Here is a 23,575-nt window from a genome sequence, read left to right on the forward strand (position 1 = left end):
CCATGAAGGTCAATTATCGGGGGCTTCTCGTCGAGAAGCTGCCCTCCGGCGGTGTGCGTTATCGCGTGCGCCCAGAGGGCAACGTCAAGAAGCGGATCCGCATCTTTTGCGGGCCCGGTCATGATGAGTTTCAGAAGCAGTACCGGCTGGCGCGCCTCGGCTTTCAGCCTGAGGTGATCAAGAAGGAATCAGAACTGGCGAGGCCGCGCTCAATCGGCTGGCTCGTCGCCTCCTACTTCGAATACCTTGAGGAGCGCGTGAAGGCCGGAACCACCAGCCCCAAAACGGTGAAGAAGAAGCTCAACCTGCTGCAGCGCCTGGTCGCCGATCCGGACAAGGTCATGGAGATCCCGCAGCATCGGCTGATCGAGATGCAGGACCAGATGGGCTCGACGCCAGCCCAGGCAGACGCCTTCATCGAGGCCGTCGCCGTGATGTTCGATTGGGGCCTTAAGCGTAAGTATCTGAAAGAAAACCCGGCGCGCGGCATTGATCGCGTCTACACAAAGGGCGACGGCGCCCAGCCGTGGAAGGCGGCAGACGTCCGAAAGTTTTTCGAGACGCACAAGAATGGCGCCACGCCTCATGTCGCCATGTCGGTGCTGCTTTGGACCGGATGCCGAATCGAAGACCTGACTATGCTCGGACGGCGGCACGAGTGCCTACTGGACGGCATCGAGGCGCTGCGCTGGATGCCGATGAAGAAAGGTTCGTCGGAGGTGACTATCCCTCTCCTGCCGCCGCTGAAGGCCGCAACGCGGGCGCCAAAGGTGCAGGGCCAGATATACGTCCTCGCCCGAGGCGCCAAGCCGTTCGCCAGCGGAGACAGCATGTCGGCGATGTTCAAGCGCTGGTGCATCGACGCAGGACTGCCCCATCTCTCTGCCCACGGTGTGCGCAAGGGATTGGCCGAGCTGCTCGCAGAACTGGGCTGCAGCCAATACGAAATCATGGCCATCCTCGGCCACTCAGAAGCCAAGACCAGCGAGGTCTACACGCGACGAGTCGAGCGCTGGAAGCTTGCTTTAGGCGCGATGGATCGAGTGAATGTGTCCCATGCATGGTTCTGACGTGGGACAGAAGACAAAGAAAAAGCCCGCAAAAGCGGGCTTTTCTTCAGTCAGATGGTGCGGTCGAGAAGACTCGAACTTCCACGTCTTGCGACACAGCGACCTCAACGCTGCGCGTCTACCAATTCCGCCACGACCGCATCGTGGTAGGCGCCGAATTGCTCCGGCGGGGCTGCATGTAGCAAAAGCATCCGGGGTCCACAAGCCCGCTGTGACAGATTTTTGAAAAATCGGTTCAACCGGTGGATAAGCCTGGAAACACCCAGCAACGACAAGCGCCCAACTCCCCTTGAACTCCGGGGGCTTTCTTGCCAAGTAAAGGGAAAACAAGGGTTTTCACCCGAAGGCAAAATTCATGCAACGCACCGATCTCGATCTTTCCATGCAGGCGGCCGAGGGCTGTCCTGCCGTTCGCTGGCGGATCACCGAAGGGCTTGTTCCCTATGAAGAAGCCGTGGCCGAAATGGAGCGCCAGGTGGCGGCCATTGCCGATGGCACGGCCGATGAACTCGTCTGGCTGGTCGAACATCCACCGCTCTATACCGCCGGCACCAGCGCTGATTCCGCCGACCTGATCCAGCCGGATCGCTTTCCGGTCTTCGCCACCGGACGTGGCGGCGAATACACCTATCATGGCCCCGGCCAGCGCGTTGCCTATGTCATGCTCGATCTCAAGCGGCGGCGTCAGGACGTGCGCGCCTATGTTGCGGCCCTCGAAGAAGTGGTGATCCGCACGCTCGACAGCATGAATGTCCGTGGCGAGCGCCGCGAGGACCGGGTCGGCGTCTGGGTGCGCCGGCCAGAAAAGCCGCTTTTACCCGATGGCACGATGGCCGAAGACAAGATCGCGGCACTCGGCATCCGCTTGCGCCGCTGGGTGAGCTTTCACGGCCTTTCGATCAATGTCGATCCGGACCTCGACCATTTTTCGGGCATCGTGCCCTGTGGAATCAGCTCCTATGGTGTGACGAGCCTTGTCGATCTCGGGCTGCCGGTGATGATGACCGATGTCGACATGCGGCTGCGCGATGCATTCGAACAGGTTTTCGGCGGCACCGTCAACGACAATCAGGGTTGATGCATCAAGCCCGGCCGATCACCGGACCATCGAGATCGGACAGGCCCCGCTTACCATTCTGCCGGTCCTCGTAGCGTTCGATCTGCTGGCTGATCTGGCGGATCAGCCGACCGCATTCCTGATGCGCATCATTCAGCCGCCGCAATTGCACCTGGAGCGCCTCCAGCGGCAATTCGTCGGTCTCCTCCAGAGGACCGTAGCCATGGCCGGTGATCAGCCACATGGGCGACACGCCGAGAATGCCGGCAAGGTCTATCAGCCGGGATGGGCGTGGCTCGCAGCGATCGGCCTCCCAGTTCAACAGGCTTTCCTTCCTCACCCCGAGACGATTGGAAAGATCGACGAGTGAAATGCCCGCCGCATCGCGCGCGGTCGATAGACGCCCACCCAGCGTATCATCGCTCGAATCGATCATCCTTGAAGCGCTGTTGCGGTTCGGCATGCACCGTCCTCCCTTGGCAAACCGCCGAGTACCGGAGCGTCCGGTTGTCAGCCAGTCTTTTGCATCCTCCAGACGAATATAGGAGGGCTAACATTGGACCGCCACCCCGGCAACGGCATGCACATGCAGGAAATCGCCAGAAACCGACAAGTTGCCTGTTTGCTACGACGGGCAGGGCAGCTCCCGTTCCTTGATCTGCCTTGGCGCCTGTGCTTGATGGCCTGACAATCGCCAGGGGCAACCATCATGCAGCCGTCGAATTCTTCGTCCAATCCCCTGCGCGGCATGGTCCTGATGGCCGGTTGCATGCTGGTCCTGCCGGTGATGGATGCCATTGCCAAATATATGGCAACCGTCGAAGGCATGTCGCCGGCCCAGGTGACATTCTACCGTTTCCTGTTCCAGCTTGCCTCGACCCTGCCCTTCCTGCTCGCACTGCGCGGAATTTCAGCGCTCGCGGCCAAGCGGCCGTGGATGAACCTTCTGCGCGGCGCACTGCATGGCGCCGCGAGCCTGCTGTTCTTCATGGCCGTCAAATACATGCCGCTCGCCGACGTTTTCGCCATCTACTTTGTCGAACCGTTTATCCTGACAGCGCTGTCAGCGATGTTTCTGGGCGAAAAGGTCGGCTGGCGCCGCTGGCTCGCCATTGTCGTCGGCTTCGGTGGCGCGATGATCGTGATCCAGCCGAGCTACGAGATCTTCGGCCTGACGGCGCTGCTGCCGGTCGCCTGTGCCTTCCTTTTTGCGCTTTACATGTTCCTCAACCGAGCGATCGGAGACGCCGATTCGCCGATGACCATGCAGACACTGGCGGGGATCGGCGGTACGTTGTTCATGACCGCAGCGCTCGCGATCGGAACCAGTGCCGGCGATGCAAATTTTACCGTCTCCCTGCCCGCGTCCTGGCTCGGCCTACTGCTGCTGACACTGCTGGGCACGATATCCGGCTTCATCCATCTTCTGGTCGTGCGTGCCTTCCGCATGGCGCCGCTGTCGGTGCTGGCGCCGTTCCAGTATTTCGAGATCATCGCCGCTGTCGCACTCGGATATCTGTTCTTCGACGAGTTTCCGAGTGCCTCGAAATGGCTCGGTATCCTGATCATCGTCGGCTCGGGTCTCTTCATTCTTTGGCGCGAGCAGAAACGGGCCACGGGCGATCGGAACGTCGGCGCAAGCCAATAAGATATTGCTAACGTATTTCTTTAGCGAAATCGCAATGGATCGATATCTATCCTGATCGCCAGTTTCATGATGAAACAGGATAGAGAAACATGAGCGAGTTTCGCTTCTCGTTTCCGGCATGTGTCATTGCCGGAACACAGAAGCTGTCGGCCAACGACATTCTTCTTCCACCCATTCCTATGGTTCCAGACTGTGTCCTGACCTCCGATGAGGTCACTGCACTTATGCCGAACAGCCCGTCGGACGATCCGCGGTGGTCGGCTTTTCTCGACCATCTCTTGCCATGTCGCATGGAACCGCCGCCGCCAGGTCCGGACAACCGTGGCATCCGGTGGCTGAAGGTGCAGGACTCGGTCTTTCTCGACGAGAGCCATGCCGCCTGAAAGGCGCGACGTAGCCGGTGCCCCGGTCGTTTTTGTCTTGTATTTTAGCAATCCCAGAAACTCAAACATAAGACATGCGGCCTAGGGTGGCATCTGCCATTCCCGGCCCGAGGAGACAGTGTTGGCGACACATCAAGCCGCAATAATCCTGCTCGTGATCAATCTCGGCCTGCTCTGGCTGATGATGGCAGCACCGCTTGGCCGCCGCACCATCCGCGTCAGCCGCACGGTGCGCAAGCGCCCGGAGGATCTGTGGAACATCACCCGGCCGGCCGGCGCCTTGACCGATTGGCACCCGTCGGTCATCGCCGTCGAACCGGTGGCAGGACATCCGGACCGTGTCGAATTCGCCTACCGCCAACCGGACCGCAACGGCAAGCCGACAAAGCGGACCATGATCGTCGACCGTGCCTCGATGAATGCCAATGGCAGTTTCGCCTGCGATCTGCGCGTGGTCTCCGACAGCACGCTGGACCAATCCTTCTGGGCCGGATACCGAGAAAGCCGCCAGATCGAACCGGCAGAACAGGGTGCGCTGGTCACGTTCGAACAAACCGACAGTTATCGGGGACTTGCCTTCTACCTGCTGCGCCTGTTTTCCATACGCCGCGAACTGCAGGCTCTGGACGATCACGTCGAGGGACGCGTGCATACCGGCAGAACCCATATCGAACACCCGTTCTGGCAGACGCTGCTGGTCATCGCCTCCACCCTGCTGCTCTGGCCGTTTTTCGGCCTCAACCCGGCCGGTCTGATGATCTCCACCTTCCTGACCCTAGTCATCGTGCTGCACGAGCTTGGCCACGTGGTCGCCTATCGCGCCTTCGGCCATCCGAGCGTGCGCATGGTCTTCATCCCGTTCCTCGGCGGCATCGCAATCGGCGGGCGGCCCTATAACAGCCTGTTCGAAGTCGCCACCTGTGCGCTCATGGGCGCCGGCGTATCGGCTCTGCTGGTCCCGATCATCGTCGCGGGGCATCAGTCGGTGCTGGGCTTTCCCCACCACATGGCAACGGAAGGACCGATCCTGATCTTTCTGGTGATCCTCGGCGCCTTCAATTTGCTCAACCTCTTGCCTACCTACCGCTTCGATGGCGGCCAGGTCCTGCGGCAGATCTTCGTCAGTCAGAAAATGCTGGCGCTGGGCAGTTTCGGGATTACCGGCGTGATCTTGTGGACCTGCTGGCGCATTGGCCTGCCCTCGATGGTGCTAGTGTCAGGGCTGGCGATTTTCACGCTGCTGAGCATGATCCGGACCCGCACGATCAAGCCGCGCCACGAACTGATCCCGATGTCCGGACCGGAACGGCTGATGACCGGGTTCGGCCTCTATTCGGCAATCTCCATCCATGCCTATGCGGTGATCTATGCCTGCGACAGGCTGTTTGGCTGAGCCCGGCACAGGGTGAGGAAAATCGTCTGACACGGGATACTGATCTTGACTTCAAGGCCCGAACTGGCTCCAAAAGAGCCATGAAAACCGACAATCCCATTCTGCCGCTCGGCTACTCCGCCCTTCCCGCCGGCACCATCGCCAATGTCGTCACCTGCCTCGAAATGCGCCAGAGGCTCGAATCTGCAAAGCCAACGGCAGCCCCAGATCTGGCGCTTGAGCGCTGGATCGATGTCGACCTTGACCAGTATCGCAGCCTGTTTCGCCGCGTCGGCGAAGACTGGATGTGGGTATCGCGGCTGATCATGCCGGATGACGAGCTGAGGACCACCCTTGCCGATCCCGGTATCGAGCTCTTCGCCGCGATGAAAGACGGGGCGCCGGTCGGCATCCTTGAACTCGATTTCCGCGAGCCTGGCGAATGCGAACTGGTCTTCTTCGGCCTCGTACCGGAAGCGATCGGCCAGGGCGCCGGCCGCTGGCTGATGAACCAGGCGCTGGACAAGGCCTGGGCAAAGCCGATCACCAGGCTCTGGCTGCACACCTGCCATTTCGATCATCCGGGCGCCATCACCTTCTATCGCCGCTCCGGCTTCGAGCCCTACGGCACCTTTGTCGAGGTGACCGAGGACCCGCGCCTGACCGGCAAGATGCGCATCGACGCGGCGCAGCACGTGCCACTGATCCGGCCGGTCGATCCGGTTTTGTAAGCGCTACCATCACAAAAGCGGCGGCGAACCAAAAAGCGGGCCAAAGGCCCTTGAGCGTCCTTGGCCCGCCGTGCCAATGTCGCGCCGACACATCAGCTAGGGAGAATATACCATGGACGTTCGCGCCGCCGTTGCCGTACAGGCTGGCAAGCCGCTGGAGATCATGACCGTTCAGTTGGAAGGCCCGCGCGCGGGTGAAGTTCTGATTGAAGTAAAGGCCACAGGTATTTGTCATACCGACGATTTCACGCTTTCTGGCGCAGACCCGGAAGGCCTGTTTCCGGCCATCCTCGGCCATGAGGGCGCTGGCATCGTCGTTGATGTCGGACCCGGCGTCACCTCGGTGAAGAAGGGCGATCACGTGATTCCGCTCTACACGCCGGAGTGCCGCGAATGTTATTCCTGCCTCAGCCGCAAGACCAATCTCTGCACCTCGATCCGCGCCACGCAGGGCCAGGGCCTGATGCCGGACGGCACCAGCCGCTTTTCAATCGGCAAGGACAAGATCCATCACTATATGGGCTGCTCGACATTCGCCAATTTCACCGTCCTGCCGGAGATCGCGCTGGCCAAGGTCAACCCGGACGCACCGTTCGACAAGATCTGCTACATCGGCTGCGGCGTGACCACCGGCATCGGTGCCGTGATCAACACCGCCAAGGTCGAAATCGGTTCGACCGCCATCGTCTTCGGTCTCGGCGGCATCGGTTTGAACGTGCTGCAGGGCCTGCGCCTGGCCGGTGCCGACATGATCATCGGCGTCGACATCAACAATGACCGCAAGGCCTGGGGCGAAAAGTTCGGCATGACGCATTTCGTCAATCCGAAGGAAGTCGGCGACGACATCGTGCCCTATCTGGTCAACATGACAAAGCGCAACGGCGACCTGATCGGCGGTGCCGACTACACCTTCGACTGCACCGGCAACACCAAGGTCATGCGCCAGGCGCTGGAAGCCTCGCACCGCGGTTGGGGCAAGTCGGTCATCATCGGGGTCGCCGGCGCCGGCCAGGAAATCTCGACGCGACCGTTCCAGCTGGTCACCGGCCGCAACTGGATGGGCACCGCCTTTGGCGGCGCGCGCGGCCGCACCGACGTGCCGAAGATCGTCGACTGGTACATGGACGGCAAGATCCAGATCGATCCGATGATCACCCACACCATGCCGCTGGAAGACATCAACAAGGGCTTCGAGCTGATGCATTCGGGCGAAAGCATTCGCGGCGTCGTGGTCTACTGATGACTGCGGAAAGCTACCGGGTCGATGCGCGGAGACTGGAAGACTTCTCCGCGCTGGAACTGCACGACCTGCTGAAGATGCGGGTCGATGTCTTTGTGGTGGAGCAGAAATGCCCCTATCCGGAGATCGACGGCAAGGACAAGCATGCCCTGCATCTGCGGCTGATGCAGGACAATGATCTGCTGGCAGCCGCCAGGATCTTTGCGCCCGCAGAAGCCGCTGGCCCGGCCAAGATCGGCCGGGTCGTGGTGTCGCCAGCGCACCGCGGCAAGCGGCTTGGCGATGCGGTGATGCGCGAGGCGATCACGCTCTGCGAGGAACGTTTCCCCGCCTGCACCATTGCCCTGTCGGCTCAGAGCCATCTGAAGGCATTCTACGCCTCCTTCGGCTTCGAGGCCTGTTCGGCGGAATATTTGGAAGACGGCATTCCGCATGTCGATATGTTCCGCCCCACCAAGGTCGCCGTAAACTGACCATGCGGCCGATGTGCCGGGAAACCATTTGATGATCTATGTCGACGCCGATGCCTGCCCGGTAAAGCCGGAAATCCTCAAAGTGGCCGAACGTCACAATATGGAGGTGACCTTCGTCGCCAATTCCGGCCTGCGTCCGTCGCGCGACCCGATGGTGAAGAATGTCATCGTCTCCAGCGGCTTTGACGCGGCCGACGACTGGATTGCCGAACGCGCCGGCCCCGAGGACATCGTCATCACCGCCGACGTACCGCTGGCCGGCCGCTGCGTGGCGGCGGGCGCGCAGGTCACCGGCCCGACCGGCCGGGTTTTCGACGTTGCCAATATCGGCATGGCGACCGCGATGCGCGATCTCGGCGCCCATCTGCGCGAGACCGGCGAGAGCAAGGGCTACAATGCCGCGTTTTCGCCGCGCGACCGATCGGCCTTCCTCGAAACGCTTGACAGGCTCTGCCGCCGCCTCAAGAAGTGACGACGCCCACCCGGGCTATCGTCAGGCATCACCGGATGAACCGATGACACAAGAGCGCAACTGGATCCTCAATCACCGCTACAGCAGTTTCATGGGTGCCGGTGCGCTGACCCTGATCGCCCTGCCGGTAATCGCGCGCCTGGAGCCATCGATTGCCGTCGAAGGACCGGCGATCGTATTTTTCATCACCTATCTGACGCTCGCTTGGTCGCGACTGCGGCGCCTGACGCCGGCCTTTCTGCGCCAGCATGCCGAGACAGCGGATGCCCCGGCCTTCGTCATATTGGTCGTCACAGCGCTCGCCATCGTGGCCGCCATCGGATCCCTGTTCGCCGTGCTCAATCGCGACGTCAAAGGCGGCCAGCTGGAACTGTTCACGGCTGCCGGATCGGTCATTTTCGGCTGGCTGACCATCCACACGATGGCGGCGATGCATTATGCCCATGTCTTCTGGAAGCCCGACCCGACAACCAAGGGCAGCCACCCTGCCCATCGCGGCGGGCTCGAGTTTCCAGGATCACCGGAACCGTGCGGCCATGACTTCGTCTATTTCGCCCTGGTCATCGGCATGACGGCGCAGACCGCCGATGTTGGGATCACCAGCACGGCCATGCGCAAGCTCAACATGATCCACGCCACCACCTCCTATTTTTTCAACACCGTGCTGATCGCCGCGGCCGTCAATGCGGCCGTCGCGCTCGCCGGTTGATCGACCGACACGACCCACAGGACACCACAAGGAAGACCGATGAAGATTCTTTCCCAGAACACTGCCTTCGGCGGCATGCAGGGCGTCTTTTCCCATGACAGCGAAATCACCGGGACCGAGATGACCTTCGCCGTCTTCGTGCCGCCCCAGGCGATTACCGAGAAACGCCCTGTGCTCTGGTATTTGTCCGGGCTGACTTGCAGCCATGCCAATGTGATGGAGAAAGGCGAATACCGCCGCATGGCCGCCGAACTCGGCCTGATCATCGTCTGCCCGGATACCAGCCCGCGCGGCAACGACGTGCCGGACGAGTTGACCAACTGGAAGATGGGCAAGGGTGCCGGCATGTATCTGAATGCCACCGAAATGCCCTGGGCGGAACACTACCAGATGTATTCCTACATCACCGAGGAACTGCCGGCGCTGATCGCCGAACAGTTCCGCGCCGACATGGACCGCCAGGGCATATTCGGCCATTCGATGGGCGGCCACGGCGCCATGACCATCGCCCTGAAGAACCCCGACCGCTACAGGAGCTGCTCGGCCTTCGCCCCAATCGTCAATCCGCTGACCGCCGACTGGACGCAGGACGCGTTCGAAAAATACATCGGCCCGGACCGGGCGAAATGGCGGCAATACGATGCCTGCGCGCTGGTCGAGGATGGCGCCCGATTCCCGGAATTCCTCATCGATCAGGGCAAGGCCGACAGTTTCCTCGAAACCGGACTGGCGCCATGGCTGTTCGAAGAGGCGATCAAGGGCACCGATATCGGCCTGACGCTCAGGATGCACGAGCGCTACGACCATTCCTACTACTTCATCTCAACCTTCATGGAGGATCACCTGAAGTGGCATGCGGAGCGACTGGCATAGGCGCATTCGCATGCCCGTTGCCTGCAGCGAAGTCCTTCGTCAGTGAAAGGCACGCACCTCGACCGGCGCGCGACAGGCAATGGCGGCTTTGCGGCCCCATGCCAGCGCATCGTCGATGTCGGCAGCTTCCAGCACCCAGAAGCCGCCGACATGCTCGGTGGTCTGCAGATAAGGTCCATCGCTGGTGAGGACCGCGCCGTCAGGCTGCGGCGTTAGCGATGTCGCGCGGATTGCTGGGTGCAGGCCGCCGACGAAAATCCGGATCCCGGCGGCCACCATCTCGTCGTTGAGCGCGTCGATGTCGCGCGACATCGCCTCGTCCTCGGCGATCGATGGATCGTAGTCGTCGGGGTGATGAATGGCCACCAGATACCGCGTCATGACGTCTCCTTTCAGCGGCTATCACCGGTTCGCAAGCGCTTGCTGCCCGGATCGGGCCGGCGTTGGTTTCATAATCTGCGATAGAGAAAATGGTCGAAATCGGCCGGTTTTGCCCGGCCGGTAATGTCGAAGGCGAACATGCCGGCAAAAGCGCCGGTAAACGAGCCATGCTCGCCAAAGCCGCCTTCGTCCGAGACGACGCCGGCATCCAGAACCGGCCCGACTGAATGCCAATCCGCCGATCCCGACAGCCGCCAGAAGAATTGCAGGTCGTTATCGACGATGTCCATCGCAAGGTCGACCGGACCGTTACCAATCGCGATTCCCTGGCCGATCGGGAATGTCAGTTTGCCGGCCGGGTAGTCACCCGGAACCGAGAGAATGATCAGGCAACGGCCGAGTTCCTCGTCGGTCGAAATGCCGAGCGCGTGGAACTTGTAGCGATTGTAATAATGGGTGATGCCGGCAACTTGCTGATAGGTTTCGGGCGAAAAATCGAGCCGCGTTTCGACGCGAAATCGATGATGCTCCTGCCGACGGGCAACCAGCGCCTGCTCGAACCACGAACCGATGCTTTCGCGGCCAAACAGACGCAGATGCCCTGCCCGCTGCGTGAGGCTGAAGATGCGGTCCGGCTCGGGCGTACGCAGCCACTGAAACTCAGGCGGCAGCCCGGAAGTGTCGAAAGTCCGCAGGATCTCGTCCGGTTCGGGCTGCTTTACCGCCCCCTTCAACGCCGGCACCTCGACCGCAGGCACGACGCCGCCCTGTTCGAGATAGAGCCAGCCGTCGTCCTTCCAGACGCATTTCTGTAAGGCGGTCTCACGCCCGAGCGTGCAGCGGCGTTTCGGCGCAAGCGGCCGGCCGCAAAGATGGGTGTGATAGGCCTCGCCCTCCGGCGTCTCGACATACTGGCCATGGCCAGAACGCTGCAGCACGGCCTCGGGATTGTCCTTCGACGTGATCAGATACTGGTTCGGATGCAATTGGTAAGGGCCGTCGATGCTGCGCGAGCGCGCCATGGTGACGGCGTGTTCGTAGCCGGTTCCGCCCTCGGCGGTGGTCAGGTAGTACCAGCCATTGCGCTTGAACAGATGCGGCGCCTCGACCAGCCCGAGCGGGCTTCCGGCAAAAATATTGCGGATCGGACCGATTAGTTTGCCGGATTTGGAATCCCATTCCTGCAGCAGGATCCCGTCGAAGGCCGGATGTTTGCCGATCGTGTTGTTCGCCTTCCCCCGGTGGTTCCACTGCATGTTGACGAACCACTTGCGGCCGTCGTCATCGTGGAACAGCGACGGATCGAAACCCGACGAATTGACATAGACCGGATCGGACCAGGGGCCTTCGATCGTCGGTGACGTAACGATGTAGTTATGCGCATCCTTGAAGCTGCCTTCGAAGCGCTTGACGTCGGTATAAACCAGCCAGAACAGACCATCCGCATGGGACAGGCACGGCGCCCAGACACCACAACTGTCGGGATTGCCACGCATGTCCAGCTGGCTTGCCCGGCTGAGCGGACGCGACACCAGCGTCCAGTTGGCCAGATCCCGGGAATGATGGATCTGCACGCCCGGATACCATTCGAAAGTCGAGGTGGCGATGTAATAATCCTCGCCGACACGGATAAAGGACGGGTCCGGATTGAAGCCGGGCAGAATGGGGTTCTTGATCATCTGTGTCTCCTCCTCCGCAGTTACCTCTCCCCCTGCGGGAGAGGAAGAAAAATCAGAGCCTTAGCCGCAGGCTAAGCTCTAGATTTTTCAAGAGAGGGGCATGCCAGCCTGACCTGCCCCTCTCTTGGGATTTCTAGCACTTAGCTGTCGCTAAGCTGCTGAAATCCCATTCTCCCCCGCAAGGGGGGAGAGAGTGTTACTTCTTCTTGCGCGCCGGTCCCTTGCGCTCCGCCGACGCTGCCCACAGGTTGATGTCGGCATCCTTGGCAAAGACATCGATTTCGGCCAGTTCCTCGGCAGTGAAATCGGGCTTCTCGATCGCCTTAACGCAATCCTCTACCTGGCTTGGCTTGGACGCGCCGATCAGCGCCGTGGTGATATGTCCGCCGCGTAGCACCCAGGCAAGCGCCATCTGGGCGAGCGTCTGGCCGCGGCGTTCAGCAATGCGGTTGAGGCCGCGGATGTTCTCGATATTGCGCTCGGTGAGGAAGTCGGGATTGAGCGACTTGTCCTGCGCCGCCCGGCTGCCTTCCGGAACGCCGCCGAGATATTTCGCCGTCAGCATGCCCTGGGCGAGCGGCGAAAATACGATCGAACCGACGCCAAGTTCTTCCAGCGTATCGACCAGCCCGTCTTCCTCGATCCAGCGGTTGATCATCGAATAGCTCGGCTGGTGGATGAGCAGCGGCGTGCCGAGGCTTTTCAGGATGTCATAAGCTTCGCGCGTGCGCTTCGAATTGTAGGACGAGATACCGACATACTGCGCCCTGCCCGACCGGACGATGTGATCGAGCGCGCCGCAGGTTTCCTCCAGCGGCGTATCGGGATCGAAGCGGTGCGAGTAGAAGATGTCGACATAGTCGAGCCCCAGCCGCTTCAGGCTCTGGTCGCAGGACGCGATCATGTATTTGCGGCTGCCCCATTCGCCATAGGGACCCGGCCACATGTTGTAGCCAGCCTTGGACGAGATGATCATCTCGTCACGCAACCCTCGAAAATCCGTGCGCAGGATCTCGCCAAAGGCGCTTTCGGCCGAACCCGCAGGCGGGCCGTAATTGTTGGCGAGATCGAAATGTGTGATCCCCAGGTCGAAGGCCTTGCGGCAGATCGCCTGCTTGGTCTGGTGCGGCGTGTCATCGCCGAAATTGTGCCACAGACCGAGCGAGATCGACGGCAGCTTGAGGCCGCTTTTCCCGCAACGGTTATAGGTCATCCGCGCGTAGCGGTCTTCGGCTGGGGTCCAGGTCATGTCTTTCCTCCGGAATGCTGATGCAATCGCTTAGCGAAGCAGCGCTTGCGCCTCTTCTATCCCGAGAGCAGCCGGTTGGGTACATGTCGTCGTCAACGTGATGAAATTTCCGGTCTCGCCCGACTTCAGGATCGAGGTCATCACATCCACGCCATGCAGCGCCCGATCGAGCGAGCAGCGCGCGTCACGGCCTTCGAGGATGGCGATTGCCATGTCGGCCAGACCGGCGGTGCGGTAGTTGGCGCGTGCACCCTGCGGGCTTTCCTGATTGTTGACGCCGAACGGATGATCCCAGCCATCGAGCGGCTGGATATTCTTGTCGCGCCCTGATGCCTCGACGGCGCCGCCGAAGAAATTCGGATCGGGTACGTAGAGCGAGCCCTCTGTGCCGTAAAGCTCCATATTGGCATGGCGGTGCGACCAGACATCCCAGCTCGCAGACAGCGTGATCGTCGCGCCGTTCTCGAATTCCAGCAGCGCATGGATATTCGTCGGCGTCTTCACCGGAATGGTTTCACCTGCACGCGGATGGCTGGTGATGGTGCGCGTTTCGCTCGCCATCGAGGTCAGGGCCGCGACCCGCCTCACCGGGCCGATCAGGTTGACGAGATTGGCGATGTAGTAAGGGCCAAGATCGAGGATCGGGCCACCGCCAGGCAGGAAGAAGAAATCGGGATTGGGATGCCACATCTCCATGCCCGGGCTCATCACATGGCAGGTGCCGGAGGTGACCCGGCCGATACCGCCCTTCTCGATATGGGCGCGTGCCAGCTGATGCGAACCGCCAAGGAAGGTGTCCGGCGCGCAACCGACGGATAAGCCCTTGTCGCGGGCGATCCGGCGCAGGTCTTCGCCCTGTTCGAGCGTCAGCACCAGGGGTTTTTCCGAATAGACGTGTTTGCCCGCCTCAAGGATGCGCTTGGAGACACTGTAATGCGCATCGGGGATGGTCAGGTTGACGATGATATCGAGTTCGTCATTGGCGAGCAGCTCATCGAGCGTCTGTGCCTTGACGCCGTATTCGTCGGCCCGAAGTTCGGCCGCATTCATGTTGAGGTCACTGCAGGCCAGCACTCTCAGCCCCCGGAAGAGCGGTGCCAGCGAGAAATAGGTGGTCGAGATATTGCCGCATCCGATGATGCCGACGCCGAGTTCGCGTGCCATGGGAAATGTCCTGCTTTGATAGGGATCAGTAGGCGTTGAAAGACGTGATCGAACGGGAAATCAACCGGTCGATATCCTTCGGATTGTCATGTTCGACGACGAAATATTTGACCTTGGTGCCGCGCAAGGCTTGCATCAGCCCCTTCCAGTCGACCGTGCCGTGACCGACATCGGCCCAGCCGTCTTCATCGGCATTTTGCCCCGCCGGCGCAATATCCTTGACGTGGACGGCACTGATGCGTTTGCCGTAGCTTTCGATCCAGGCGAGCGGATCGGCTTTGCCGCGGATGACCCAGGCAATGTCGGCTTCCCAGTCGAGTTCGGGACCGCCGGCCAGGATCTGCTCCTGCGGCGTCGAATCGTCTTCCAGCGTGGCGAATTCGAAGTCGTGATTGTGCCAGCCGAAAATGAGACCGGCGTCCCGGATCGGCTTGCCCGCCGCCTGCAGGCGCTGGCCGAAGGCGAACCAGCCGGACGCATCACTCGGCCGCTGGTCAGGCAGCAGATACGGGCAATAGATCGCTTCGATGCCGAGTGCCTTGGCAATCTTGACCACCCTGGCCGGATCACCCTCGATCATGTCGAGACCGAAATGCGCTGTCGGCATGGTGAGGCCGTTCGTATCGAGATCCGACTTCAATGCTGCGAGACCGGCGTCGTCGAGCGCCGCATACATTGCGCCATAGCCTTCGACGGCGCCATATCCGGCCGTAGCAAGCTTGGGCAGGATGTCGCTGAACGGCTGGAAATTGCGGGCGCTGTAAAGCTGGAAGCCGAGTTTCGTCATGGGTATTTCCTCCTCGATGCTGCCCGTGCCGTCGGCCGGGCCTATGTCCCTGAAGTTGGTCAATCCGCCGCTTGGCAGGAGTGCAGATCGTAGATGCGGAAGTCCGGCAGCACGCCGGACTCCATGGTCGATGACGGCGTGAAGACGATCCGCCGGGTTTCGCCGCCTGAAAGATCGAAGGCATTGTCGCTATAGCGGCCGGGCGTGGCACTTTCGATCATCACGAACAGGGCGAGCCCCTTTGCCGAGACCGCAATCTCGAATGAGCCGTCAGCAAGCGCCGTGACACCGGTCGTGAGTTCCGGCGACTGCAGGTCGAGCGACTTGTAGGTGCCGTTGAGGAAATGCCCCTCGCCACGCATGCCGTTCGATGCTGTGAAGCTCCAGGCGAGCATTCCGTCGACCGGGATCTCCGTGGTGTCGAGCGTCAGCAGGACCTCGGCGCGATCCGGGCCGCAATCGCCCTGAACGCTCTTCAGCGGACTACGTTTACCGTCGAGTGTCAGCGTGAACAGGTTCATGTCGATCGTCACCGGATCGAGCGTGTCGTTGACCATGGATAGGGTCAGGGACGCAGCGTCATCGGACGGGATTGCCGCGACTGCCACCGGCTGGAAGAACCGCCGCGCCATGTAATGCATCGCCTTCCAGCTGCCGCCATAGTCGAGACTCGACCACGAGGCCACCGGCCAGGTATCGTTGAGCTGCCAGTAGAGCGTGCCCATGCAATGAGGCTTCAGCGACCGCCAGAAATCGACAGCCGTCTTGATCGCCAGTCCCTGCTGGATCTGGCTGAGATAGACAAAATTGGCGAAATCCTTGGGGAAGCGGAAATAGCGGAACATCGTGCCGGCGATCCGCTCATTGCCGCCTGCATTCTTCTGGTGCAGTTCGATCACCGGCGAGGCAATGTTCATATCGGCCTTGTCGGCAAAGGTCTCGATCACCGGCAGCGAGGTATAGGACTGGAAACCGAACTCCGAGCAGAAGCGGGGGCGAACGCTGCGATAATTGTCGAAGCTCTTGTTCTCGTGCCAGACCGACCAGTAATGCATGTCGCCCGAACCATCGGCATGCCAGGCATCGCCATAGTCGAGATAACCAGACGCCGGGCTCGACGGCCACCAGATGGCTTGCGGGAAGGCCTTGCGCACACCTTGTTCAATGACCCGATTGAGCCGGTCATAGGCAACCAGATAGCGGTCCCGATTTTTCACCGATTCCTCGAACCAGGTCAGAGCGCCGACCAGTTCATTGTCGCCGCACCAGAGCATGATCGACGGATGCGAGGCGAGCCGGCGCACCTGATAATCGACCTCGTGGGCAACATTCGCGAGGAAATCGTCGCTGCACGGATAGAGATTGCAGGCAAACATGAAGTCCTGCCAGACCATCAGCCCCTTGAGGTCGCAGAGATCGTAGAACCAATCGGCTTCGTAAAACCCACCGCCCCAGATACGGATCATGTTCATGTTCGCATCGACGGCCGATTGCAGCAGGTCGTCGGTCTTGGCGACCGAGCTCCGCGAATAAAGCGCATCGGCCGGAATCCAGTTGGCACCACGGCAGAAGATTTCGCGGCCATTGACCTTGAGAGCAAAGCGGCTGCCGGCCGCATCGGGATCGGTGATCAGCTCGACGGTGCGCAAGCCGATCTGGCGGGTAACGGTCTCGGTCGGCAGATCGACGGTCAGCGTGTAAAGCGCCTGCTCGCCGTTGCCGGCCGGCCACCACAGCCGCGGCTTGTCGACCTCGAAGACATAAACGACCTTCGTTTCGCCGGCATTGATGCCAACATCGAGGCGGACCCTCTCGCCGTCCAGGGCAAAATGCACCGGCACGACGGCAGGCTCGACCGAGTGGATCGTGGCGGTCACCTTGAGATCGACGCGACCGTCGGCATGGTGGAGCTGTTCGGTCTCGACATGTTCGATGCGCGCCGGATCGAGCTTTTTCACCGAAACCGTGCCATAGAGGCCGAGCGGCGCAATCGCGATATTCCAGTCCCAGCCGAAATGGCATTGCGGCTTGCGCAGCATGTTGCCGTTCGGGATCGGCGAATTGCCTTTCTGGTACGGCACATAGAACGGCTGCCGCGCCTGGCGTTCGGCGCCGGCTGTTATGCTTGAGTGAAAGACGATGCGGATGCGATTCTCGCCGGGCTGGAGGGCGGCCGAGATGTCCGGACGGTAACGGCGGAAGCAATTATCGGCCGACAAAACCGGCACGTCGTTGACGAAGACGACGGCGACCGTGTCGAGATAGTCGATGTCGAGATACCAGCTGCCGGAGGCATCCGGCACGACGAAGCTGCGCTCGACCGTCCAGTCACGCTCGGCGACCCATTGGACGACCTCTTCATTGCGACCGAAATACGGGTCGGGAATGATGCCTGATGTCACCAGCGCCGAATGCACGTCGCCCGGCAAGGTGAAGCTTGCACCATGTTCGCCATCGGCGGATGCCAGCTGCCACTCGCCGTGAAGATCGATGATGTCGCCGTTCGAATGTTCCATGGTGCCTGATCCTCAACCGAGACGCACGTCCCGGCCGAAACCGGGACGCTGGGACAGAACGCTCAGATGCGCTCCTCTGACGTGGCATCAAACAGCGAAGCCACCGACATGTCGAAACTCAGGCGCACGCGGGCACCCGGCGCATAACGCCGCGTTCCGCCGATCCTGACCGACATCACATGCCCGGCATGTTTGAGCCACAGCAGGTTGTCGGCACCCATCGGCTCCTCGATATCGACGACGGCCTCGTGGAACTCGGCAATGCCGTTTTCCTCGTCCACCTTCACATGCTCGGGCCGCACGCCGAGCACAACCTTGCGTCCGGCAGTCAGCGCTTCCTTCGCGCGGTAGCCAACCAACGAAAACAGCACGTCATGGGTCTTGAAAAACAGCTGACCGCCCTGCTCGACGATCTCGCCATGCAGGAAATTCATCGATGGAGACCCGATGAAGCCGGCGACGAACAGGTTCCTCGGCTGGTTATAGATCGTGTTCGGATCGGCGAGCTGCTGGATTTCACCGCTCTTCATGATCGCGATTCGGTCGGCCAGCGTCAGTGCCTCGATCTGGTCGTGGGTGACGTAGATCATCGTGTTTTTCAGGTTCTGATGCAGGCGCTTGATTTCGACACGCAGTTCCGAGCGGAGCTTGGCGTCGAGGTTGGACAGCGGTTCGTCAAACAGGAAGACATCGACGTCGCGCACCAGCGCCCGGCCGATCGCCACGCGCTGGCGCTGGCCGCCCGACAGTTCCGACGGCTTGCGCTTCAACAACGGTCCGATCTGAAGGATGTCGGAAGCGCGCTGCACACGCTTGTCGATATCCGCCTTGGGCATCTTGGCAACCTGCAGGCCAAAGGACAGGTTCTTTTCCACCGTCATCTGCGGATAGAGTGCATAGGACTGGAACACCATGCCGATGCCGCGGTCCTTGGGCTCTTCCCAGGTGACATTCTTGCCCTTGATGAAGATCTGCCCCTCGGTCGGCTCCAGCAGGCCGGCGATGCAGTTGAGCAGCGTGGACTTGCCACAGCCGGACGAGCCGAGCAGGACTAGGAACTCGCCGTCGCCGATGTCGAGGTTGAGATTTTGCAGCACCTTGACGGCACCAAAGCTCAAGGAAAGGTCTCTGATCGATACGCTATGCGACATGTGTTTAACCCTTGACTGCGCCGGCGGCGATACCGCGGACAAAGAGACGTCCCGACACGAAATAGACGAACAGCGGCACCGCGCCGGTCAGCAGCGTGGCGGCCATGTTGACGTTGTATTCCTTCACGCCTTGGACGGAGTTGACGATGTTGTTGAGCTGGACCGTCATCGGGTAGTATTCCGGACGGGTGAAGACGACGCCGAACAGGAAGTCGTTCCAGATGCCGGTTATCTGCAGGATCATCGCAACCACGAAGATCGGCAGCGACATCGGCAGCATGATCCTGAGATAGATCTGCCAGAACCCTGCCCCGTCGATACGCGCCGCCTTGAACAGCTCTTCCGGCAGCGACGTGAAGTAGTTGCGGAACAACAGCGTCAGGATCGGCATGCCGAAGATCGTATGTACGATGACCAGGCCAGACAGTGTGCCGTAGATGCCCAGTTCGCGCAGAACGATCACGATCGGATAGATCATCACCTGGTATGGAACGAAGGCGCCGACGATCAGGATGGTGAAGAACAGGTCCGCACCCTTGAAGCGCCAGTTGGCCAGCGCATAGCCATTGACCGAAGCGATCAGGATCGAGATCAGCGTCGAGGGCACGGTGATCCTCACCGAGTTCCAGAATCCTCGCGACAGGCCATCACAGTTGAGTCCGGTGCAGGCCGTCGCCCAGGCCTTGACCCAAGGCTCGAAGGTGATCTCCATCGGCGGTGAGAAGATGTTGCCCATGCGGATTTCCGGCATGCCTTTGAGCGATGTGACGATCATCACATAGAGCGGCAGCAGGTAATACAGCGCAAAGAAGATCAGCGCGCCGTAGAGCATGATGTTGCGGCCGGAAAAGGTGCGGCGCGGCTTGGCACCGGTCGGACCCGGGCCAAGGCGACCGATCGGACCGGGGCCGGCCGGGATCGGCATTGCCGCGGATGTCTTGGGGAGATTGGGGGAAACCGAATTAGCCACGCTTCTTTCCTCCGAATTCCAGGTAGGCCCAGGGGATGATGACGATCGCGACCGTGAGCAGCATCATCGTCGATGCGGCAAAGCCCTGGCCGAGGTTCTGCGCCTGGAACATGTAGTCGTAGACGTATTTTGCCGGCACTTCCGAGGCGATGCCCGGACCGCCGCTGGTCTGTGCCACAACGAGGTCATAGAGGCGCACGATGCCGCTGGTAATGATCACCAGCGTGGTGATGAACACCGGCCGCATCATCGGGATGATGATGAACAGATAGGTCCTCCACACCGGGATTCCGTCGACCCGCGACGCTTTCCAGATGTCCTCGTCGATGCCGCGCAGACCGGCGAGCAGCAGGCACATGACGAGCCCCGTGCCCTGCCAGAGCCCGGCAATCAGCACACCATAGATGACGATGTCGGCATCGTAGAGCGGATTGAAGGTGAAGGTCGTCCATCCGAGGCTGCGCACGATCGACTGCACTCCGAAATCCGGGTTGAGGATCCACTGCCACACCAGACCGGTGACGATGAACGACAGCGCGAACGGATAGAGGAAGATGGTGCGGAAGGTGTTTTCGAAGCGGATTTTCTGATCCATCAGCGCCGCCAGCAAAAAGCCGATGACCACGCTGAAGATCAGCGACAAAATCCCGTAGATCGCCAGATTCTGGATCGACATGATCCAGCGCGGCGCGTCCCAAAGGCGGTCATACTGGTCGAGACCGACAAATTGCAGGCGCGGCAGCAACTTGGAATTGGTGAAGGAATAAACCACCGTCCAGAGGGTTCCACCGAGGAAAATCACCAGCGCGGTGAGGATCATCGGGATCGAGGCAATCTTGGAATTGAGATTGCGAAACAGCTTGTTGGGTCGACCGGCATGCGCTTGGCCCGTCATGGGTCAGTCCTCCTGTTACACGGCCACAGGTGACAGCACGCCCGTCGAGAGCACCGCTGGCTTGCGGCTTCGTCGAACTTCACGTGTCTGCGCGGTTTTCCGCACCCGGCCGGAGTTGGCAAATCACCGGTCGGGCTCCTTCGAACCCGACCGGATATCGTCAACCGCCTTTGCTCAGTCTGCAGCGGCGATGATTTCGGCAAAACGCTTCTGCGCGTCTTCCGGCGTCATCGAGGCATTGGCAAAGAATTCGGAGAACAGGTCTTCCTTCTGCTTCTGGCTATCCGGCGAAAGCAACTGGTCGGTGCCCTGGATGACATTGCCCTTGGCAAGGATCTCAAGGCCCTTCTTCATGCAGTCGTTGGCAGCAGCCAGATCGACGTCGCCACGAACCGGCAGCGAGCCCTTCTTCAGGTTGAACGCGACCTGGGTTGCCGGAGCAAGCAGGGTCGAGGCCAGCACTTCCTGCGCCTTGGATTTTTCCTCGTCCTTGAGCAGCGGGAAGTAGAACGCATCACCACCGGTCGAGATGATCTCGTTGACGCCGAGACCCGGCAGGCACGTATAGTCGGTACCGGCGGTCTGGCCGGCAAGCGCGAATTCGCCCTGCGCCCAGTCACCCATGATCTGGCCGCCGGCCTTGCCGGTAATCACCAGATTGGTGGCCTGGTTCCAGTCCTGGACATTGGAGCCCTTGGACATCCGACGGGCATCGTCGGCAGCCTTGAACACCTTGGCGATCTCGGGACCGGCTGCGACTTCCGCATCCTTTTCCTTGAACACCTTCTCGAAGGTATCCTTGCCGGCAATGGCGACGAGCAGAACGTCGAAGGCACCGGCGGACTGCCACGGCTGACCGCCGACGGCGAGCGGAATGATACCGGCCTTTTCAAGCGCCGGAGCGGCTGCGACGAACTCGTCCCAGTTCTTCGGCACCTCGACACCGGCTGTCTTGAACGCGGCATTCGAAAGCCACAGCCACTGCCAGGAATGGATGTTGACCGGGGCACAATAGACCTTGCCGTCGATCGTGCAGGATTCCAGCAGGCTGGCCGGCTTGATGATGTCCTTCCAGCCTTCCTTGGTTGCGACATCGGTCAGGTCGCGCAGCAGACCGGACTGGGCCAGCTCCTCTGCCTGACGACCATGGTTGAACTGGGTGGCGGCCATCGGGTCACCACCGGTAATGCGGCTGACCATGATCGGACGCGCGGTACCGCCGGATCCGGCGATAGCACCATCAACCCATTTGTTGCCGGTGGCGTCGAAAGCCTTGGCAAGCTCGGCGACCGCCGCGGCTTCACCGCCGGAGGTCCACCAATGGGTGACTTCGAGATCCGTTGCATGAGCCGCGAACGGCATGACGACAGTTACGGCCAAAGCTGCCGCGAAGCTACGAAAATTCATGAGTCTCCTCCCTCACTGAAACGTTGCCGGAAAAATCTATGCGAAACGATATGAGGGCGCAACCGCAAGAACAGTAAATTTATATTTTGAAAGCAATTTCAACCTTTACGAGAACAATGGCTTTCGTTTCCCAAGTGCCTGCAAACTCGAATATATTGCATGGCAGCAGAGAACTACGTTCTGATTTCATTTGGATTTGATCATATTTCTCAATTTTTGATGTGCCATGCAGCAAAATCATGCAAAAGCTTGAAACTGATCGGTGCATTCCTGCACCTTCATGCTCAGGTTGCAGGACATCGCCGGGCGCCGCAAGAATCCGCTCGACAAACCAACTGTATCGTTACAGATTTCACATCCACCGGACCCTGGAGAGGCGCGGTTCGGCGTGTTTGCAGCCAGCAAAAAGGCAACTATAAGCAAGGCTTACACGAATGGCAGGGACACCATGACAGAGCAGCAAGGGCGCGGGATCATTGACCGCGCGACGGCGACCAAGGAGAGGCCGACCCTCAAGACAATCGCCTTCATGACCGGCCTTGGCATCACCACCGTCTCGAGAGCGCTGAAAGATGCGCCCGACATCGGTGCGGAGACCAAGGAGCGGGTCCGCATGGTGGCGCGGCAGCTGGGTTATCAGCCGAACCGGGCCGGTGTCCGCCTGCGCACCGGCAAGACCAATGTCATCGCGCTGGTGCTCGGCATCGATGAAGAGATCCTCGGTTTTTCCAACCAGATGGTGGTCGGCATTTCCGAAGTCCTGTCCGGCACGCCCTATCACATCGTCGTCACGCCGCATGCCCACACCAAGGACCCTATGCTGCCGGTGCGCTACATCCTCGAGACAGGTTCGGCCGATGGCGTGATTATATCGCGTACTGAGCCTGAAGACGCCCGGGTGCAATTGCTGATCGAGCAGAACATGCCATTCGCCACCCACGGCCGCACCAGTATGGAGCAAGTGCATCCATACCACGATTTTGAACAACGAGGCCTTCGCCTATGGTGCTGTCGAGCGATTGGTGAACAAGGGACGCAAGCGCATCGCGCTTTTGCCACCGCCCACCAAGCTGACCTATAGCGCGCATACGCGAAACGGATTTCTGCGCGGCTTGCGGGATTTCGGCGCAGAAGAGGTTCCGCTGCACATCAATATCGATGCATCGCTGGGCGACATTCGCAATGCGATCGAGCAATTGATGCGCGCAAACGATGCACCGGACGGTCTGATCACCGCATCCGGCAGTGCCGCAATTGCCGCCAATGCCGGTATCGAGGCGGCCGGAAAACATGTCGGACGGGAACTCGATCTGGTGTCCAAAACAAGGCACACCGATCCTGAGCTGGA

The 23,575-nt window shown here is 60.6% G+C and carries 23 protein-coding genes, 1 tRNA gene and 1 pseudogene; 13 read left to right on the top strand and 12 right to left on the bottom strand.

The genetic code is table 11. The annotated features are described in order from the left end of the window. The first annotated feature begins 2 nt into the window (after positions 1-2). The gene (locus tag PDO_RS04895; RefSeq protein ID WP_244426349.1) at positions 3-1,070 is read left to right on the top strand and encodes a tyrosine-type recombinase/integrase; all 1,068 of its coding nucleotides are present in this window, start codon (positions 3-5) and stop codon (positions 1,068-1,070) included. 55 nt (positions 1,071-1,125) lie between these two features. Here PDO_RS04895 and PDO_RS04900 read toward each other — a convergent pair. Beyond that, positions 1,126-1,210, bottom strand: a tRNA-Leu gene (locus PDO_RS04900). Positions 1,211-1,425: 215 nt separating this feature from the next. Here PDO_RS04900 and lipB point away from each other — a divergent pair. Next, on the top strand, positions 1,426-2,148 hold the full coding sequence (gene lipB / locus PDO_RS04905) for a lipoyl(octanoyl) transferase LipB (RefSeq protein ID WP_007598578.1): 723 nt from the start codon (positions 1,426-1,428) through the stop codon (positions 2,146-2,148). Positions 2,149-2,152: 4 nt separating this feature from the next. On the opposite strand, the gene PDO_RS04910 is transcribed toward lipB, so the two are convergent. Further along, positions 2,153-2,590 carry a helix-turn-helix domain-containing protein gene (locus tag PDO_RS04910; protein WP_007598579.1) on the bottom strand — a complete coding sequence of 146 codons (438 nt, stop codon included), beginning with the start codon at positions 2,588-2,590 and terminating at the stop codon, positions 2,153-2,155. Positions 2,591-2,836: 246 nt separating this feature from the next. Between PDO_RS04910 and PDO_RS04915 the strand changes: the two genes are divergently transcribed. The 9 genes from PDO_RS04915 to fghA all read left to right on the top strand — a co-directional run bounded on the left by PDO_RS04915 (position 2,837) and on the right by fghA (position 10,028). After that, the gene (locus PDO_RS04915; RefSeq protein WP_007598580.1) at positions 2,837-3,775 is read left to right on the top strand and encodes a DMT family transporter; all 939 of its coding nucleotides are present in this window, start codon (positions 2,837-2,839) and stop codon (positions 3,773-3,775) included. Between the two features lie 89 nt (positions 3,776-3,864). Continuing rightward, complete coding sequence (locus PDO_RS04920) at positions 3,865-4,158, top strand: hypothetical protein (protein WP_007598582.1); 294 nt, start codon at positions 3,865-3,867, stop codon at positions 4,156-4,158. Between the two features lie 118 nt (positions 4,159-4,276). After that, complete coding sequence (locus tag PDO_RS04925) at positions 4,277-5,551, top strand: zinc metalloprotease (protein ID WP_458574636.1); 1,275 nt, start codon at positions 4,277-4,279, stop codon at positions 5,549-5,551. Positions 5,552-5,631: 80 nt separating this feature from the next. Continuing rightward, a complete protein-coding gene (locus PDO_RS04930) occupies positions 5,632-6,261 on the top strand; it encodes a GNAT family N-acetyltransferase (protein WP_007598586.1) in 630 nt (209 codons plus the stop codon). A 112-nt stretch (positions 6,262-6,373) separates the two neighbouring features. Next, positions 6,374-7,501 carry an S-(hydroxymethyl)glutathione dehydrogenase/class III alcohol dehydrogenase gene (locus PDO_RS04935; protein ID WP_007598592.1) on the top strand — a complete coding sequence of 376 codons (1,128 nt, stop codon included), beginning with the start codon at positions 6,374-6,376 and terminating at the stop codon, positions 7,499-7,501. Beyond that, a complete protein-coding gene (locus tag PDO_RS04940) occupies positions 7,501-7,974 on the top strand; it encodes a GNAT family N-acetyltransferase (protein WP_007598594.1) in 474 nt (157 codons plus the stop codon). Before PDO_RS04935 ends, PDO_RS04940 begins: the two co-directional genes overlap by 1 nt. A 31-nt stretch (positions 7,975-8,005) precedes the next feature. Continuing rightward, positions 8,006-8,446 (top strand): YaiI/YqxD family protein, encoded by a 441-nt coding sequence (locus PDO_RS04945; protein WP_007598596.1) that lies wholly within the window; start codon positions 8,006-8,008, stop codon positions 8,444-8,446. Positions 8,447-8,489: 43 nt separating this feature from the next. Beyond that, on the top strand, positions 8,490-9,155 hold the full coding sequence (locus PDO_RS04950) for a DUF1345 domain-containing protein (protein ID WP_007598598.1): 666 nt from the start codon (positions 8,490-8,492) through the stop codon (positions 9,153-9,155). Positions 9,156-9,194: 39 nt separating this feature from the next. Next, positions 9,195-10,028, top strand: a complete 834-nt coding sequence (gene fghA, locus PDO_RS04955) for an S-formylglutathione hydrolase (protein ID WP_007598599.1) — start codon at positions 9,195-9,197, stop codon at positions 10,026-10,028. Positions 10,029-10,067: 39 nt separating this feature from the next. Here the strand turns inward: fghA and PDO_RS04960 are convergent, their stop codons facing one another. From PDO_RS04960 to PDO_RS05005, 10 genes are all read right to left on the bottom strand, one after another. Further along, positions 10,068-10,409, bottom strand: a complete 342-nt coding sequence (locus PDO_RS04960) for a YciI family protein (RefSeq protein ID WP_007598600.1) — start codon at positions 10,407-10,409, stop codon at positions 10,068-10,070. Positions 10,410-10,477: 68 nt separating this feature from the next. After that, positions 10,478-12,088 (bottom strand): glycoside hydrolase family 43 protein, encoded by a 1,611-nt coding sequence (locus PDO_RS04965; RefSeq protein ID WP_007598601.1) that lies wholly within the window; start codon positions 12,086-12,088, stop codon positions 10,478-10,480. Between the two features lie 196 nt (positions 12,089-12,284). Then, entirely contained in the window at positions 12,285-13,337 is a 1,053-nt protein-coding gene (gene mgrA / locus PDO_RS04970; protein WP_007598602.1) for an L-glyceraldehyde 3-phosphate reductase, read from the bottom strand. A gap of 30 nt (positions 13,338-13,367) precedes the next feature. Next, positions 13,368-14,501: a Gfo/Idh/MocA family protein gene (locus PDO_RS04975; protein ID WP_007598604.1), complete on the bottom strand. Its 1,134-nt coding sequence runs from the start codon at positions 14,499-14,501 to the stop codon at positions 13,368-13,370. A 25-nt stretch (positions 14,502-14,526) separates the two neighbouring features. Further along, positions 14,527-15,288 (bottom strand): sugar phosphate isomerase/epimerase family protein, encoded by a 762-nt coding sequence (locus tag PDO_RS04980; protein WP_007598607.1) that lies wholly within the window; start codon positions 15,286-15,288, stop codon positions 14,527-14,529. Between the two features lie 59 nt (positions 15,289-15,347). Further along, the gene (locus PDO_RS04985; RefSeq protein WP_007598609.1) at positions 15,348-17,804 is read right to left on the bottom strand and encodes a beta-mannosidase; all 2,457 of its coding nucleotides are present in this window, start codon (positions 17,802-17,804) and stop codon (positions 15,348-15,350) included. Between the two features lie 62 nt (positions 17,805-17,866). Next, on the bottom strand, positions 17,867-18,955 hold the full coding sequence (locus PDO_RS04990; protein WP_007598611.1) for an ABC transporter ATP-binding protein: 1,089 nt from the start codon (positions 18,953-18,955) through the stop codon (positions 17,867-17,869). 4 nt (positions 18,956-18,959) lie between these two features. Beyond that, positions 18,960-19,880 (bottom strand): carbohydrate ABC transporter permease, encoded by a 921-nt coding sequence (locus tag PDO_RS04995; RefSeq protein WP_037072649.1) that lies wholly within the window; start codon positions 19,878-19,880, stop codon positions 18,960-18,962. A gap of 37 nt (positions 19,881-19,917) precedes the next feature. Then, positions 19,918-20,820, bottom strand: a complete 903-nt coding sequence (locus PDO_RS05000; RefSeq protein WP_007598614.1) for a carbohydrate ABC transporter permease — start codon at positions 20,818-20,820, stop codon at positions 19,918-19,920. Between the two features lie 174 nt (positions 20,821-20,994). Continuing rightward, positions 20,995-22,227 carry an ABC transporter substrate-binding protein gene (locus PDO_RS05005; RefSeq protein ID WP_007598615.1) on the bottom strand — a complete coding sequence of 411 codons (1,233 nt, stop codon included), beginning with the start codon at positions 22,225-22,227 and terminating at the stop codon, positions 20,995-20,997. Between the two features lie 159 nt (positions 22,228-22,386). On the opposite strand from PDO_RS05005, the gene PDO_RS27755 reads away from it, so the two are divergent. Continuing rightward, complete coding sequence (locus tag PDO_RS27755) at positions 22,387-22,707, top strand: hypothetical protein (RefSeq protein ID WP_141649820.1); 321 nt, start codon at positions 22,387-22,389, stop codon at positions 22,705-22,707. Further along, positions 22,676-23,575 (top strand): annotated as a pseudogene (locus tag PDO_RS05010) (LacI family transcriptional regulator); the annotation flags it as partial. The gene PDO_RS27755 and the pseudogene PDO_RS05010, both read left to right, overlap by 32 nt.

Source organism: Rhizobium sp. PDO1-076, assembly GCF_000247475.1.
Taxonomy (GTDB): Bacteria; Pseudomonadota; Alphaproteobacteria; order Rhizobiales; family Rhizobiaceae; genus Allorhizobium.